At 61.1% G+C, this 15,439-nt stretch carries 12 protein-coding genes; 7 read left to right on the top strand and 5 right to left on the bottom strand.

The features are described from left to right. Positions 1-46: 46 nt before the first annotated feature. From ABAC402_RS32145 to ABAC402_RS32130, 4 genes are all read left to right on the top strand, one after another. Positions 47-583, top strand: a complete 537-nt coding sequence (locus tag ABAC402_RS32145) for a hypothetical protein (protein WP_023449921.1) — start codon at positions 47-49, stop codon at positions 581-583. A gap of 94 nt (positions 584-677) precedes the next feature. Then, complete coding sequence (lpdA, locus tag ABAC402_RS32140) at positions 678-2,087, top strand: dihydrolipoyl dehydrogenase (RefSeq protein WP_023449920.1); 1,410 nt, start codon at positions 678-680, stop codon at positions 2,085-2,087. A gap of 2 nt (positions 2,088-2,089) precedes the next feature. Next, complete coding sequence (locus tag ABAC402_RS32135; RefSeq protein WP_155847396.1) at positions 2,090-2,977, top strand: hypothetical protein; 888 nt, start codon at positions 2,090-2,092, stop codon at positions 2,975-2,977. An 82-nt stretch (positions 2,978-3,059) separates the two neighbouring features. Beyond that, positions 3,060-3,863, top strand: coding sequence for a hypothetical protein (locus ABAC402_RS32130; protein ID WP_023449918.1), 804 nt, complete (start codon positions 3,060-3,062; stop codon positions 3,861-3,863). Between the two features lie 104 nt (positions 3,864-3,967). On the opposite strand, the gene ABAC402_RS32125 is transcribed toward ABAC402_RS32130, so the two are convergent. The 3 genes from ABAC402_RS32125 to ABAC402_RS32115 form a co-directional block, all read right to left on the bottom strand. Next, positions 3,968-6,277: a hypothetical protein gene (locus ABAC402_RS32125; RefSeq protein ID WP_023449916.1), complete on the bottom strand. Its 2,310-nt coding sequence runs from the start codon at positions 6,275-6,277 to the stop codon at positions 3,968-3,970. A gap of 67 nt (positions 6,278-6,344) precedes the next feature. Further along, complete coding sequence (locus tag ABAC402_RS32120; RefSeq protein ID WP_031235674.1) at positions 6,345-7,259, bottom strand: tyrosine recombinase XerC; 915 nt, start codon at positions 7,257-7,259, stop codon at positions 6,345-6,347. 242 nt (positions 7,260-7,501) lie between these two features. Next, the gene (locus ABAC402_RS32115) at positions 7,502-8,185 is read right to left on the bottom strand and encodes a DUF484 family protein (protein WP_023449914.1); all 684 of its coding nucleotides are present in this window, start codon (positions 8,183-8,185) and stop codon (positions 7,502-7,504) included. 92 nt (positions 8,186-8,277) lie between these two features. Between ABAC402_RS32115 and ABAC402_RS32110 the strand changes: the two genes are divergently transcribed. The 3 genes from ABAC402_RS32110 to ABAC402_RS32100 all read left to right on the top strand — a co-directional run bounded on the left by ABAC402_RS32110 (position 8,278) and on the right by ABAC402_RS32100 (position 12,953). After that, positions 8,278-10,590, top strand: coding sequence for a primosomal protein N' (locus ABAC402_RS32110; RefSeq protein ID WP_023449913.1), 2,313 nt, complete (start codon positions 8,278-8,280; stop codon positions 10,588-10,590). 148 nt (positions 10,591-10,738) lie between these two features. Next, positions 10,739-11,944, top strand: coding sequence for an NAD(P)/FAD-dependent oxidoreductase (locus tag ABAC402_RS32105; RefSeq protein WP_023449912.1), 1,206 nt, complete (start codon positions 10,739-10,741; stop codon positions 11,942-11,944). A 37-nt stretch (positions 11,945-11,981) separates the two neighbouring features. Beyond that, positions 11,982-12,953 carry a complex I NDUFA9 subunit family protein gene (locus ABAC402_RS32100; RefSeq protein ID WP_023449911.1) on the top strand — a complete coding sequence of 324 codons (972 nt, stop codon included), beginning with the start codon at positions 11,982-11,984 and terminating at the stop codon, positions 12,951-12,953. Between the two features lie 141 nt (positions 12,954-13,094). Here the strand turns inward: ABAC402_RS32100 and ABAC402_RS32095 are convergent, their stop codons facing one another. Next, positions 13,095-13,892 (bottom strand): undecaprenyl-diphosphate phosphatase, encoded by a 798-nt coding sequence (locus tag ABAC402_RS32095; RefSeq protein ID WP_023449910.1) that lies wholly within the window; start codon positions 13,890-13,892, stop codon positions 13,095-13,097. 247 nt (positions 13,893-14,139) lie between these two features. Next, positions 14,140-15,357, bottom strand: coding sequence for a citrate/2-methylcitrate synthase (locus ABAC402_RS32090; protein WP_023449909.1), 1,218 nt, complete (start codon positions 15,355-15,357; stop codon positions 14,140-14,142). Positions 15,358-15,439 lie beyond the last annotated feature (82 nt).

The following is a 15,439-nucleotide window of genomic DNA, read 5'->3' as shown; positions in this document are numbered from 1 at the left end:
GATCGGTTACTATGGCCTTAACCATAAGGGTGCGAGGGACGCGGTCATGAAATATATACGCTGGTTTTTGGTGGCGATCGTCGTTGCCTATGCTGCCTGGATCGCATTTCCGGTGATGAAAGCCGTTATGTTCCCGGACCACGGTGAGCCAACGATTGCCTCTCGCACGATGGACCAGGACGACTATGCTGGCGGTTTCAATGCGCCTGACATGGGCCAGGCTCCGCAGGATATGAACTCGATCCAGGGTGAAACCGCCGTCGAGGCCGTCAAGACCAGAAACACCCCGGTCGTGGCCCTGTGGGGCGCCGTTGTCTTTCTCTATCTTGTGGCGGCTTGGCTGCACGCCAACGGTAACGTCCGTGCCGCCTTCACCTATTTGCTGGGCTTCCTGGCCGACCTGGTCCTGACCTATGTCACCAAAGGTTCAGCCGGCGGTGGCATTATGGACAAGCTGTTTTCGATTCTGTCTGGCTGGGATCCGCGCTATGTCATTACACTGGTGGCGCTGGTGCTGGGCTTCCTGATCTATATGTCGCGCCGCCGTCCTCAACCGAGGATCAGCGGCGCCTTGCCCACCTAAAAAAGTCGCTGTGTGGGCGCAATTGGCTTGACCTTACGGCGCCACAATCCTAACTCACCGGCAGCAGTTTATCCTTGATGGGGAAGGGCCCGACATGGCTGACGACCTGAATTTCGACGTAGTGATCATCGGTGGCGGCCCGGGTGGCTATAACGCAGCGATCCGCGCCGGCCAGCTGGGCCTGAAGACGGCGATTGTCGAAATGCGTGGCGTGCTCGGCGGCACCTGCCTGAACGTCGGCTGCATGCCGTCCAAGGCCCTGCTGTATGCTTCGGAACTGTTCGAGGCCACGACGACGGAATTTGCCAATATTGGCATCGAGGTTCCCGCGCCCAAGCTGAACCTGGTCCAGATGATGAAATCCAAGCAGGAGAGCGTCAACGCCCTGACCAAGGGCGTCGAATTCCTGATGAAGAAGAACAAGGTTACCTATTTTATCGGCCGCGGTTCGATCGCCGGCGCCGGCAAGGTGACCGTGACCGCCAATGACGGTTCGACCCAGTCACTGACCACGAAGAACATCGTCATAGCCACCGGCTCGGAGCCGACCCCGCTGCCGGGCGTTCCTGTCGACCAGAAGTCGATTGTCGATTCCACTGGCGCCCTGGCACTGCCGGCGGTGCCAAAGTCGCTGGTCGTCGTCGGTGCCGGTATCATCGGCCTGGAACTGGGTTCGGTGTGGCGCCGCCTGGGCGCCCAGGTAACCGTTGTCGAATTCCTCGACCGCATCACGCCGGGTATGGACACGGAACTGGCCACAGCCTTCCGCCGAACACTGGAAAAACAGGGCGTTGTCTTCAAGCTGGGCACCAAGGTGACCAGCGCCGTGCCGGGCGCCAAAGGTGTTGAACTCACCCTGGAGCCTGCCGCTGGCGGTGCCGCGGAAAAGCTGACGGCCGATGTCGTTCTGGTCTCCATTGGTCGCCGTCCCTTCACCCAGGGTCTCGGGCTGGATACGGTCGGTGTCGCCACCGATCCGCGCGGCTTTATCCCGACCCACCATTTCAAGACGTCAGCGCCGGGTGTGTGGGCCATCGGTGACGTTATCCTGGGGCCGATGCTGGCGCACAAAGCCGAAGAAGACGCGGTCGCCTGTATCGAACTGATTGCCGGCAAGGCCGGTCACGTCGATTACAACCTGGTGCCGTCGGTCGTCTACACCTTCCCGGAAGTCGCCTGGGTCGGCCAGACCGAGGACCAGGTCAAGGCCTCCGGTGTTGCCTACAAGACCGGCAAGTTCCCGTTCCTGGCCAACAGCCGCGCCAAGATCAACCATGAGACCGATGGCTTCGTGAAGTTCATCGCCGATGCCAAGACCGACAAGGTTCTGGGCGTGCATATGATGGGCCCGCAGGCCGGTGAGTTGATCGGAGAAGTCTGCGTGCTGATGGCGTTCTCGGGGGCTTCGGAAGACCTGGCGCGCGTCTGCCACCCGCACCCGACCCGCTCCGAAGCCGTCCGCCAGGCGGCCATGGGTGTCGAAGGCTGGACCATGCAGGCCTAGGGTTGCTGCAGTTGGTGCATGGGGGAAGCATGGACAGGCGTTTGCATCGCCGGATGATGGTTTGTCTGATCACCGGGTTTTGGATCTTGGATGTCGTGTCTGTTTCCGCAAAGGAAAAGGCCGCAGCCCCCTTTGATCCCAACCGGGAAATCGTTGAGGCCGCGCCCTATATTGAGCGGGCGCTCATGACGCCGATGGCGGATCTCTACCAGGCGGCGGCTCCTGAAGACCCCGACGCGATGTTGGTTCTTGGTCTGGCGTTGTACGCCGGCCGCACGGAAGAAGGTCGTTTCACAGCCAAGGACGAGGCTGACCTCGCGGCCCTGGATGGCCGCATCCTCGAGCCCTTGGCTGCTTATCTGCGCAAGCATCCCGACAAGCAGCACATAACGGTCAACTGGCGGCAAAAATTTCGGCTTAAAAAAGATGAGGCCGCGGTCGTCGACCGGTACCAAAAAGCGCACCTGGCGGACTTCTGGCTGGGATATGCGCTTACCAGCGCCAGTGTAAAACATGGCGCGGGTGGCGTTCCGGCGTTACGGCCTGCCCACCATCACCGCGGTAGAAAATTCGCTACCGGAAATATGACTGGCTGGACTCCGGCACCTGTTATTACCTACCATGTTAGCCGTCGTGCCTATAGTGCGGCTGTCAATTGCATCTGGTCTCTGCGCGAAGCTGCCGGGTCGCAGGTAACATCTCTGACTAGCCGGCCGCCCAGCATGCGAATCTTCCGGAACTTTATTCACATCGATACCGACGCCTATCTGGCGGCACAGTGGCAACCGGAATCGGGCTATCTGGGTCCGATGAAGGCAGCGGCGTGCGGTACTCCGGCGCAATTCAACACCTATCTGGCCAAGCTTACGGCTGTGACAGGGGCGCCATAGGGTAAGGAGTTGTTTACGCTGTACGAATTGCGGCGTCCGGCTGTAATTCGGGGCACAGTTTTTGTTGTATTGGGGGATGATAATGCGTGGATGGCTTTTGGCCGGGTGGCTGTTCGTGGCGGCAGGACCGGCGATGTCGGCGGAGACGACGAAATCCGACAAGGTCGTGGCCGAAATTGCACCGCTGATCGAACACGCTTTGACTCAGCCGATGGTGGATATCTACGCCGCCGCGAAGGCGGGAGAAGCCAATGATCTGTTGGTCATGGGGCTGGCCCAGGTCGCTGGACGTGTAACCGATGGCGAGTTCACCGAGGTGGACCGGAAAGCCATAGATCGACTGGATGCCCGCGTTGTGTCGCCCTTCGACAGCTACGTCGAACAACATCCGGACCGCGACATTGCGCGGGTCAACTGGCGTCGAAAATTCAAGCTCACGAAGGATGAATTGGCCCTCGTCCATCGCTATGAGATGGCCTATCTGCCGGACTTTTGGCTGGCGGCAGCGGCCACGCGAACCCGTCGTATGCGGGTGAATCGCTTTGTCCGGCCGACGTCCGCGATGATCACCTCGGGAGTCTATGCCGGTGGGGACTCGCTGATGGGTCTCCAGGGCGTGCCTTTTATCCCTCTGGATCTGCTGTTCACCGCGGCGCATTGCGTCGCGGCTGTGCGTGACGCGGCGGGTCTCGAATTGCAACCTTTGGATCTGCACCCCCTGTCAGTCAGGCTCTTCCGCAGTTTTCGTGACTTCGACATCATAGCCGAGCTGGAAACGCAGGCGGCGGGGTTCAAACGCCGCGGTCCGGTGGGGGCAGCGGCCTGCGGCAGCCCGGATCAATTCAACGGCTATGTTGCGAAGTTGAGGGCCTCAACGACGTCCTGATCTGAAGAAGGTGAAGTCATGATGACCTTCGCGATGATCACGGGACAGCCCATGGCCAAGGACAAGCCTGCCACAACGACCTCGGTCAGTAGCTTCAAAACGGACTAAGGTTCGACAATCACATACAAGCAATTATGCGGCAGGGTGACAATTACTCCGTCTTCGGATGATTTAGTATCCGTGGTACCCGTCGCCATGCCGTTGGCATCGAGGATCGTCGCGCGTTTCAATGCCCTGTTGCCAATACGCACCGTTGCCAGTGTATTGGTGATTAGCCACGGTACGCCGCCATGTTCGACGATTTCTCGGCCGGTGACCGTCTTGCCGTCCGGATCGGTCCACGTGGCGTCCGTATCCGCCCACCCCGTCGGCCGCGCCTGTGTTCCCGCCTGAATCAGCACCTTGCGGCTTTTCTCCAGCGGTAGACCATCGAGACTGACGACCAGGACTGTGGCATAGGCGTTGTCCGAGATGATTTCGATGTCAGACAGCGTAAAGGTCCGTGTTCTGCCGAGAAATCCGCTAACGCCCTTAGCCCTGGGCGTATCCAGCCGGGCAATGCCGTCGCGGTAGTTCCAACTCAGTGCTCCGCCCAGGCTGGTCACGGCGCCGGGCTCCATCTGCTTCGCCAGGTCGACGACCTGATTTTCGGCGGCTGAGTCATAGATGACCTTCACCGGTCCGGTCAGATAGGCCAGGGGCGAGACCGTGCTGTCGCTGCCGTTGCGGGCATAAGGCGCCGAATCGCGGTTAGGATCGAAACCGCCATCCTCGGCGATCAGCGGGATGTCGCCTCGCCACAGTTCGTCCAGGGTGCGGTGCTCGACGACAGCCGGCTGGTTAGCCTCGGCGACATAGCCCATGCGATACATTAGGGCCGCGGCGGGGAATTGCCCGAGAGTCATGGGTGAATTGGCGATCCATTTGCCTATCGAGGGCAGGTAGCCGTTGGCGCTGCGCGGCTGATCCCATTCACCCCTGCCGCCAAGATGGAACCAGTAATAGCCATCGACGCCACTGATCGACTGCATCGCCGAAATAAGGAAGGGGGCCTCGCTTTCGTAGGCGGTCGGCGGGACCCACAGCGATTCGGTTACCAGCATCGGGTGGCCCGACGGCTGTTTGACGGCCAGGGGGAAGCTGCCCGGATCGGTCAGGGTCGAAACATCCGTATAGCGGTCGCCTTTTTTGACAGCCCAACTCACGGTATCGCTACCTTCGTGGCGGCCGGTGACATAGCGGTTGACCGCAATGATATCGGTCGCAGTGTAACTGTAGCGCTCGGCGTCGTTCAAGCGCTCCATGCTGGCCGTGCGCCAATTGCCGGCATTGATGAGGGTCGGCACGGCCAGTTCATAGCGCAGCCAGTGCTTCATGCCGCGGTTAAAGCCGTACATGGTGTGGGTGAGGAATTGGGTGGTGTCGGTATAGCGCTTGCCCCTGCCACCCTCGCGCTGTCCCTGCGTCAGCTCGTAGATATTGGGCAGGGCCATCCTGCCCTGGTCGGGCCGGTCGGGACCCGGCGCACCCGTGGCCTCGGCGCCGTCCCAGGCGACCTTGGCGGCTTGCAGGTTTGGGTATTTCTGGTTCAGCCAGTTACCAAACTCCAGCTCCAGTTGGTCGCGGTCGGCACCCTGGATCTGGTTGAAGGTCCAGAACAGCAGCGAATCCTCGTTCTGGATTTGGAAGATGGCGACTGCAGGTTCTTCGCGCAGGGCCTTGCCGGTATAGGGGTTTTCGCGCAGGAAGAGGGCCTCCATCCAACTGCGATAGGCCTCAATCATCAGGGGATCGTAAAACAGCAGGCCGGTGGTGGTGTCGGCCTCGGGATTGCGCGGCAGCGGCCAGTTGGGCTGGGTGCGGGCGCCCTTGTCATCATGCATACGGTCGAAAAAGGCCCAGTAGGGCGACACCGTGACGTAGATGCCCTCCTTCTTCATCGCGGCGACGAGGTAAAAAAGCTGGTCCAGGGCTTTTTCGTTGATGTCGGTGATCTGGGAATCGCGTCGGTCGGTCGGCGCCAGATTGCCGTGCCAGCGCACCATGTTGACACCGCGCTTTGCCAGGAACCGCGCCATGCGGTCGATCTCTTCGTGACTGCCCTCGGCCGACACAGTGCCGCCCCAGAAGCGGATCGGCTGACCGTCAGCCCGGACAAAGCTTTCGCCGTCCTCGCTCAGGCGGATAAAGCCGTGCTCGCCCGCATAGGCTTCGTTCAGGTAGCGCAGATCGAGCTTCGAAGCCGGGTCGAAGCTGTCTTCGGCAGGCGCAAAGGCCCACCAGCCTTGGCCGGCGACGGGCTGCACGGCTTTTGCCGCTGCCGGGGCAGCGAGCATGGCGAGGGTGAGGGCGAGGAAGGGGATTTGCTTCATGGTCGGCAGGGTGGGGCGTAGCCGCTCAATGGTCAAGAACATCCTTCGCGCCTTCGCGTCTTCGCGTGAGGAAAAAATGTCTCACGCGAAGACGCGAAGAAAACAGACGCTATTCCCCTTTCGGATGGGCCGCGGCATAGGCGCTGAGCAGGCGTTCGGCATCGACCTGGGTGTATTTCTGCGTCGTCGATAGGCTGGCATGGCCCAGCAGTTCCTGGATCGAACGCAGGTCGGCGCCGGAGCCAAGCAGATGGGTGGCGAAGGAATGGCGCAGGGCATGGGGCGTCGCCCGATCGGACAGGCCCAGGCGCGAACGAAGGTGCTGCATCGAGGCCTGGACATGGCGTGGCGACAGGTCGCCACCGCGTTTGGCGCGGAACAGGCGGTCGCCGGGTTGCAGCACAAAGGGCTGCTGCGCCTTGTAGTGTTCGATGGCCTCGCGCACCCCCTCCAGTACCGGCAAGACACGCATCTTGTTGCCCTTGCCGGTTATACGCACGGACTCACCTAACGGCGTTTCGCCGATCGTCAGCGACAGGGCCTCCGAGATCCGCAGGCCCAGCCCGTAGAGCAGCATATAGACGGCTTCGTCGCGGCTGTTTTCCCAGTCATCGCGGTCGCTGTCCATGCGGGCTTCGGCCAGGAGCCCGATCGCCTGGTCCTCGTTCAGCGGGCGGGGCAGGGTGGCCTTCAGCCGGGGCCCGCGCATAAGCCCGACCTGGACATTGCCCTGGTTCAGATGCAGATCGAGATAGCTGTGAAAGGACTTGATCGCTGACAGGTGCTGCGCCAGGGATCGCGCCGACAACGGCTGTGTCTTGGCGCGCAGATGCGCCATCCAGCCGCGCAGATCGCCAGAGGTCACGCGCGTGACGTCATCCAGCGAAACTTCACCCCATTGATTCCCCAGATAGCTGACATATCCGCGAAAAGCATGGCCATAGGCGGCGAGGGTATGCGGCGAACAGCGCTTTTGGTTGTTAAGCCAACCCAGCCACGCCATTCGCGCATCATCGAGAGTCATAAAGGCTCCTGGTCATTCGTCTGCCTGGGACCGCCGGGTGGTCTCCCTCCCCGTTCCTTGCGGATCAGGGAGGCGGGTGAGAGGGCTTCACCTCCAAAACCTTGGGGGGCTTTGGGAAGGGAGACCTCAAAGGCGAACGCACGTCCGTTCAAGGCGCAGATGTAGTTAAGCTTTGCGGCATTTTAAGGCCGAAAAGTTACCGCTTTGTTCACTATCTCGGTGATGGCGGTGTGAACGGATGTCTAAGGCAAAACCGGCCAGCGTTCGGCGACGCGTTCCACCACACGGGCAACAAAAGCCACCAGTTCGGCACCCATGTCCGGCGAGAAGCCGTCGAAATCCGATGACCCGAACGCCACCAGACCCGGCCGGCCGTCACGCCATAACGCGATGCGCAAAGCGGCTGCCGACTTGATGCGCTTGACGTCGTCATCGAACAGAACGCGGCAGACGGCATCGGGACCCAAAAGACTCAAACCTGTCTCGCCGACGATATAGTCGACGCCGCCGTAGTCGAGCGTTTTCCAGCCCAGTGGCACCGGCGCCGTGTCTTCCAGCGCGATGGTCGCCGAGATCAGCCCGAAGCGATTGCGCGATTCGTCGTTCAGCCGCCGCGCCAGGTCGGCGTGGTTGCGCGCCTCCATCAACGACAAAGCCAGGCCATGAGTCTGGTTCTGGGCGTCGAAATTGGCCTTGGCCGTCATTTCGAGCTGGCGGCGGACGTCGAAATCCTTCAGCGCCCGGGCTTCCAGCCGTGACAGAGCGGCCGGTCCGAAATCGATGAGGTGGCGTGACTTGGGCTGCAGGCCCAGGGCATCCAGCAACGCGGGGTCGCGGGCGATCTGGTCAGCATGCTTAACAAGATGGCGGCGCAGGGCCTGCCAGTTGTCGAGGTCGGGCGAGGTTAAGCCGCTGTCCGTGGTCATGGCGCCACCTTAAGGCCAGTCTTTCATTCTGTGAAGCGCATTTCCCCCTGCGTTTGTGACAAACCCGGCGATTTCGTGTTAGGGGATTGTGGATGACTCGCGTTACCGAAAACCTGGCCGATTCCCAAGACTTATTAACTTTAACGGCTAAGGTTGTTGTGCTGGCGCCGGTTGCGGAAGCGCTCGACTATGCTGTTCCCGACGGCATGGAACTCGCTGCCGGCGACCATGTCGTGGTGCCATTGGGCCACGCCAGGGTGCGTGGCTTAGTCATTGGCCTGATGCGCATCCCGAAAAGTGTGACGCACTTTTCGGATGAAGATGCGCTTCAAAACAAAAGCTTAGAGCGCCGATCCGATTCTTCCGGATCGAAACGCGCGCTAATGCGCGAAGCCATCGATTTTCCGCTGAAACCGATCCTGTCGAAGCCGGACGATCCTCCAGTGCCGGAAAACTCGCTGCAGTTCTGGCTTTGGGCAGCCAACTGGACCGTGACGCCGCCAGGTACCTTCCTGAACGGCTGTTTGCGCGCCCTGAAAGTGGCCCGCGCCCAGGTGCGTATGGGCTATGTCCGTACCGAGGTCGAACCGGCGCGAATCACCAAGGCGCGTGAACGGGTGATCGAAACCGCTGTACTGCCCATGGGGCTGGGCGAACTGGCCCTGGCCGCCGGGGTGTCGGAAGGGGTGGTGACCGGCCTGGCCAAGGAGGGCGTGCTCGAAAAGGTCGCCCTGCCGTTCGATGATCGCATCCCTCAGCCCGATCCCGATTTCGCGCCGGCGCGACTGAACCCGTCGCAGTCGGCAGCGCATCAATTGCTGCGCATGGAACTGGCCAAGGGATTCGCGCCGGTGCTGTTGGACGGGGTCACTGGTTCGGGCAAGACCGAGGTCTATCTCGAAAGCATCGCCGATGTGCTTCGCACCGATCCGACGGCCCAGGTCCTGGTCCTGCTGCCGGAAATCGCCCTGACCCAGGCGGTGATGGGGCGGCTGGAGGCGCGCTTCGGCGCGGAGGTGGCCCAGTGGCACGCCAATATCGGCAATGCGTCGCGCCGTCGCATCTGGGAAGGGGTTGCGACGGGTAAGGTCCGGCTGGTGGTTGGCGCGCGCTCGGCCCTGTTGCTGCCGTATCAGCGTCTGGGCCTGATCGTCATCGATGAGGAGCATGACAGCTCCTACAAGCAGGAGGAGGGGGTGCGCTACCACGCCCGTGACCTCGCAGTGTTCCGGGCCCGGATGGATGGCGCCATGGTCGTCATGGCGTCGGCGACACCGTCGTTGGAAACTCTGACCAATGCCGAGAAGGGCCGCTATACCTGGATCCGGCTGGATCAACGTCACGGCACGGCCGTCATGCCCGATATGGGGCTGATCGACATGAAGCTCCATGCCCCCGACAAGGGCCCAAAAAACGAACAAATGTGGCTTTCGGATATTCTGGTTGCCGAGATCCGGGAGACCCTCAAGCGGCGTGAGCAGGTGCTGTTGTTTCTCAACAGGCGGGGCTACGCGCCGCTGGTACTGTGCAAGGGGTGCGGTGAGAAGATGTCGGCGCCCAATACCGATTCCTGGCTGGTCGAGCACCGGTCTTCAGGACGGCTGGTCTGTCACTTGACCGGGTTCTCTATGCGCAAGCCCAAGACATGTCCGCACTGCGGCGCCGTGGATAGTTTCGTCTCGGTGGGTCCGGGCGTCGAGCGCATCCTGGAGGAGGTCCAGATGCGCTTTCCAGAGGCGCGGGCGGAGGTGTTTTCATCGGACACAGCGCCCGACGCAGCGTCCTCGGCGGCCTTGATCCGGCGCATTGAGGACCACGACATAGATATTGTCATCGCCACCCAGGCGGCGGCCAAGGGGCATAACTTTCCGAACTTGACTCTGGTCGGGATCGTCGATGCCGATCTGGGCCTGAAGGGCGGCGATCTGCGCGCTGCCGAACGGACCTTTCAGCTGTTGCAGCAGGCGACCGGCCGGGCGGGCCGCAGCGTCAAGCCGGGCAAGGCGCTTTTGCAGACCTATTCGCCGGAACACCCCGTCATGCGGGCCCTGGCGCATCAGGATCGAGAGGCGTTCTACGCCTATGAAGGCATGTCGCGCGAAATGGCTGGGTTCCCGCCCTTTGGCAGGCTGGCCGCGCTGATTCTGCAGGCCAAGGACCAAAAGCTGTTGGACCGGTTTTCGCGCGAACTGGCGTTATTCATTCCGAACACGGACGGTATAGACGTCTATGGGCCCGCCGATGCGCCCCTGGCCCTGGTGCGGGGTCAGTGGCGCAAGCGCTTCCTGGTGCGGGCCGACCGCAATCGCGATCTTCAGGGGTTCGTCAACCACTGGCTGGCAGCGATCAAGCGGCCCAATGCCATCCGGCTGATTGTGGATATCGAGCCGTATAGCTTCCTGTAAAGCGCAATCCGATAAAGTGTGCAGCACTTTTCGGATAAACTGCGTGATAAAACCAGAACTTTCATCGGTGTTTTGATTCCATCAAAACACATCCCTCTCTCGCGGCGACATATGGCGATTTTACATACTGCGGATTTAGGATGAAGCCATGACGAACGTGATCATTATCGGGGCGGGCATATCCGGCCTCAGTGCAGCCCTGGCGCTGAAGGCGCGCGGGATGAGTTACTCCATTTTAGAAGCCGGCGGCGAGATCGGCGGCCGGGCGCAGACGCGGCGTTTGCCATCGGGCGTGCCGGCTGATCTTGGCCCGCACTGGCTGCATGGCGAAACCAGCGAACTGGTTGATCTGATTGCCCGTTACGGCTTGGTGAGTCGCAAGGACAACGGCGCGGCCATGCGGATCTACGAATATGGCCGCCAGGTCGATCGTGGCGACGACTGGCCGGCCGGTGCAGTCGATCCCGACATGGCCAGGGCGATTGCAAGCGGCGACTCCCCAGACGTCCCCATCTCCGGACTGGGTAAGGACGAGGAAGGCCGAAAATGGCTGCGCCTGTTCGGCCAGGGCTGGAACGGTCTGGAACCGCCGGCGGAACCTTCGGCCTATGAATTCCTGACGGATGAAAGCGAACCGGGCGGATTGCAGCTCGATGGCGGCATGGCCGCGCTCGTCACGCACATGGCCGATGAGGTAGGGCGTGAGTCTATCCAGCTGGATACGCCTGTGACCGAGGTTCGGGCAACTGCGGAGGGCGTCGCGGTCAACGGTCTTGCAGCAGGCCGTGCGGTGGTGACGGTCGGCCTGGGCGCCTTGAACAGTGGCCGGATCGGCTTCGATCCTGAGGTTCGTGCCGCGATTGGAGCGGCCACCCAGGGTCTGGTGGTCAGCCGGATGAACAAGATCATTCTCGAGCTCGATCCGGGATTGTTTGCCGACCGGCATATTCCGGAGGATCTCGGTTTGCTTGTCGTCGATGCCCGGGCGCATTACTGTCACATCCGTAGCGGCGGTTTGCCGTTGCTGACGCTGTTTGCGACGGGCGAGGCGGCGGTGGCGGTCGAGGGCCTGTCGCATGTGCAGGCGCTGCATTATGTCGCGGAGGCGGTGAAGGCAGTGCCGCAGTTGCACGACCTGAAAAAATTCGTCGTTTCCGAACCGATCGTGACGCGGTGGCTGGCCAATCCGTGGACGCAAGGGGCGTATTCCGCCTTGATGCCGGGACATCGCCGTTATGCACCGTGGTGGACGGGCCGAGTCGGTGTCTGCGGCGACAGTTTCGACGATCGCTTTCCGGCGTCATTGGCCGGGGCCTTCCGGTCGGGAAAGCGGTTGATCGAGGCCCTGCCTTGAGTTATCGAGTGTCTATCAGTTGCAAGGGTAGTGAGTCATGACGCGGGTTGTCACGGTTTTCGGCGGTTCGGGCTTTTTGGGCAAGCAGGTCGTGCGTTTGCTGGCACGGTCGAACTGGCGGGTGCGCGTCGCGGTGCGTCATCTCGCCTCCGCCTATGACCTCAAGCCCATGGGTGACGTCGGACAGATCCAGGTGGTGCGTTGCGACGTGCGCAGGGACGCCGATATCGAAGCCGCGTTGAAAGGCGCCGATGCCTGCGTCAACCTGGTCGGCATTCTGTTCGAGACCTTGGCCGTAAAATTTGACAGCGTACACCGCCAAGCAGCGACGAGGATGGCGGAGGCGTGTGCCGCCAGGGGGATCAAGGACTTTGTGCAGATTTCTGCCCTTGGCGCTGATTCGCGGGCAGCGTCCAAATATGCCTCCAGCAAGGGTTGGGCCGAGGAGGGCGTGCGCAAGGCGGTCCCGACGGCGGTGATTGTGCGGCCAGGGATCATCTTTGGTCCCGGAGACGGTTTCTTCACCATGCTGGCCGGGCAGTTGAAGCTGTTGCCTCTTTGGCCGGCCTTTGGCGGCGCAGTGAACAGGTTCCAGCCAGTCTATGTCGGCGACGTGGCAGCGGCGGTTGCCAAGACCCTTGGACATGCCGGTTCGTATGGCAAGGTATATGAGTTGGGCGGGCCAGAAGTGTTCGCTTTCAAAGATCTGATTTCCTACGTTGGCCAGGAAATCATGCAACCCCGTCCGCAGGTATGGGCGCCGTTCTTCGTCGCGCGGATGATCGGCCTGGCCGGTGACGTTCAGGCCGGCATCCATGGCCTGGTGTCGGCGGTGCCGGCGCCGTTGCTGACCACGGACCAGGTTCTGCTGCTGCAAATCGATAATGTCGTGGCCAAGGGGGCTCTGGGTCTCAAGGATCTGGGTATTGCCGCGACCGCGGTCGAATCGATTGTGCCGACCTATCTGTGGCGGTTCAGGAAGAATGGTCAGTTTGCTGTCGCCACCTGAGGGAAAGACTTGGGGCCGAAGGCCCTAGAGCAGGACGGCTTTAGGTAGAATCGCCATCTCGCTCTAGGTTTTTGTTTTGTCGCGCAATTTTTCCGAAAAGTGGCGTCCACTTTATCGGATTGCGCTATAAAACCCCATGCCTCAGAAGCCCATCTGCAACAGCACCAGTCCCAATACCCCGACACAAATCCGCCAGATTGCAAACACGCCATACCCGTGCCGGCTGACATAGGCCAAAAGCGCCTTAACCACCAGAACCGCCGTCACAAACGCTGACATGAACCCAAGCCCGATCAGCCAGACATCGCTGAAATCCATCTGCTTGTAGGTCTTGAAGACATCGTAGGCGAAGGCCCCAGCCATCGTAGGCATGGCCAGGAAGAATGAAAACTCCGCCGACGCCTTCTTGTCCACCTTGCACAACATCGCCCCGATCAGGGTGGACCCCGACCGCGACATGCCCGGAATCATCGCCAGACATTGAAACAACCCGATCGTCAAAGCCGTCTTCCAGTCCAGCGCCATGGCATCGTCGTGCTGCGGCTTGGGCGCCCACTTGTCGACCGCCCATAACGCAATGCCGCCAACAATCAGACTGAAGCAAATCAGACGGGGTGATTCGAACAGCACCGTCTTGATAAAGTCATGCAGCAAAACCCCCAGCACCATGGCCGGCAGGAAGGCCACCAGGACGGATATCACGAACCCGCGCGATCGTGGTTCGGTCGGCAACGTCACCACCACGTCCCACAGGCGCTGGAAATAGAGTGTCAACAAAGCCAGGACCGCACCGAGTTGGATCAACACCTCGAAGGTCTTGCCGGTGGTCTCGAATTTCAGAAAATGGCTCAGCAGCAGCAGGTGCCCGGTTGACGACACAGGCAGGAATTCCGTCAGGCCTTCTACCACGCCCAACAGTACGGCAATCAGATAGTCCATAAGCGACCTCGCAGAATACGGGACGCTCTTAGACCAGAATTGTTATGAGGGTCTAAAGCTTTTTCTTATACCAAGCCTCATAAAGAATGACGCTTGGTATTCGCATTTTTTCAGCTCAAGCGCCGCATGGCTCCTCGCGTAAGCTCGGGCGGGCAGTCGCCCTTGCCAATCCACGATGAGTCAAGGTCATCGTGGATTGGTATTACACCTCCCCGCGCGCTTCGCGTGGGGAGGTAACAGGAGGCGCTTAATCCACGATCTGCGGATGCGGTCCGATATAGCGCAGACGTGCCTTGGGCGTGCCCCCCGACTGCATCTGTTCGATCGCGTGGGCGAGCCAGCCGGCGCTGCGACCGATGCCGTACAGCGTCACCGGTGCCTCCCGCGGCAGGTCCAGATGGCGGCCGATCAAAGCCAAAGCCAGGGACATACCTACGGGATGCCCCGTCAGGTCCTCGCCTACCCTCAGTACCGTCTTCAAATCCTCGCCCAACTGCGGCGCCGCATCGATCAAAGCCTTGGCCCGCGCCGGTTCCGACGATGAGTAGTCCCGCTCGAAACCCGGCAATTCAAGCCCACGCTCCAGCAGAGACTTGGCCAGGGCCAGCGGATTGCCCGTCCGCCGCACCTGAGTAACATAACTTTCGGCGCGCGAAATCTTACCGCCCAGCTTCGGCGAGCTCATCGTCCCGAAACCAGCGATCAGTGGAATGGCGAGAGGTCCCAAGGTTGCCGCTGAAACCCGCACAGCCAGGGTCGCCTCGTCGAGGCTGGTGTCGGCGGACAATACCAGGGCCCGGCGCAGCAGATCCGTGTCCTTGTTGTCATAAACCTTCCATGCCCGCGCCAGGCGCTGATGGAAGAACAGACGCGGCCCGCCATTGGTCACCGCATCGACCATTTCGTTCAACAGGCTGGCCGCTTCGTTGCCGAGATCGCGCTCTGGATGGATATCGGTCATAGCCTCTTCTTCCAGGCGCCGGCTCAGCATCGAGAGCACCCGCGTGCGCGGTCCGCCCGGGAAGTTGACGTCTGGACGCGGCTTAAGCGGCCCAAACGGGTTGGGATTGCGGCTTTGCCACAACAAGGCGGCCACGGTTTCAAAATTCTCGGTTACTGCCAGGTTGATACTGTCGCGTCCGCGGTAGTAATGACGGCCCTCGACCGTGATCGAAATCTCGGTATCGATCGCCGCCTCGCCACGGGTCACCGTCCCGCCGGTCAGTCCGGGCGGCAAAGCATCATAGGCAGGCGCCGGTCCAGCCGGTCCGGCGCGCATCGGGATGCGACCCGGCGCGCGGCGCGACAGGCGCTCAATATCGTCCAGCGCATACAGACTTTTTCGCGGATGCGCTGGATCGCTCTTCGCCGCGATTCTCTGGCGGCTGACATAAGCGTACAGGGTCTGAGGCTTTACCTCGAGACGCTTCAGGGCCTCGGCCCGACTAATCCAAACTCGCGACATTTACGCAACCTATAACAACTATAATCAAGATTGATTCGAATCTGATCATATACCGTTCGCAAAAAGAATCCATCATGGATTC

Origin of the sequence: Asticcacaulis sp. AC402 (assembly GCF_000495835.1) — a bacterium.
Classification (GTDB): domain Bacteria; phylum Pseudomonadota; class Alphaproteobacteria; order Caulobacterales; family Caulobacteraceae; genus Asticcacaulis.
Note: the sequence above shows the minus strand (reverse complement) of the source record. Positions and strands in the feature narration are given on the sequence as shown.

Excerpts from the sequence above, each read along its gene's own strand:
- ABAC402_RS32145 (WP_023449921.1), top strand. The coding sequence starts at position 47 with ATGAAATATATACGCTGGTTTTTGGTGGCGATCGTCGTTGCCTATGCT.
- lpdA (WP_023449920.1), top strand. The coding sequence starts at position 678 with ATGGCTGACGACCTGAATTTCGACGTAGTGATCATCGGTGGCGGCCCG.
- ABAC402_RS32130 (WP_023449918.1), top strand. The coding sequence starts at position 3,060 with ATGCGTGGATGGCTTTTGGCCGGGTGGCTGTTCGTGGCGGCAGGACCG.
- ABAC402_RS32125 (WP_023449916.1), bottom strand. The coding sequence starts at position 6,277 with ATGTTCTTGACCATTGAGCGGCTACGCCCCACCCTGCCGACCATGAAG.
- ABAC402_RS32120 (WP_031235674.1), bottom strand. The coding sequence starts at position 7,259 with ATGACTCTCGATGATGCGCGAATGGCGTGGCTGGGTTGGCTTAACAAC.
- ABAC402_RS32115 (WP_023449914.1), bottom strand. The coding sequence starts at position 8,185 with ATGACCACGGACAGCGGCTTAACCTCGCCCGACCTCGACAACTGGCAG.
- ABAC402_RS32110 (WP_023449913.1), top strand. The coding sequence starts at position 8,278 with ATGACTCGCGTTACCGAAAACCTGGCCGATTCCCAAGACTTATTAACT.
- ABAC402_RS32105 (WP_023449912.1), top strand. The coding sequence starts at position 10,739 with ATGACGAACGTGATCATTATCGGGGCGGGCATATCCGGCCTCAGTGCA.
- ABAC402_RS32100 (WP_023449911.1), top strand. The coding sequence starts at position 11,982 with ATGACGCGGGTTGTCACGGTTTTCGGCGGTTCGGGCTTTTTGGGCAAG.
- ABAC402_RS32095 (WP_023449910.1), bottom strand. The coding sequence starts at position 13,892 with ATGGACTATCTGATTGCCGTACTGTTGGGCGTGGTAGAAGGCCTGACG.
- ABAC402_RS32090 (WP_023449909.1), bottom strand. The coding sequence starts at position 15,357 with ATGTCGCGAGTTTGGATTAGTCGGGCCGAGGCCCTGAAGCGTCTCGAG.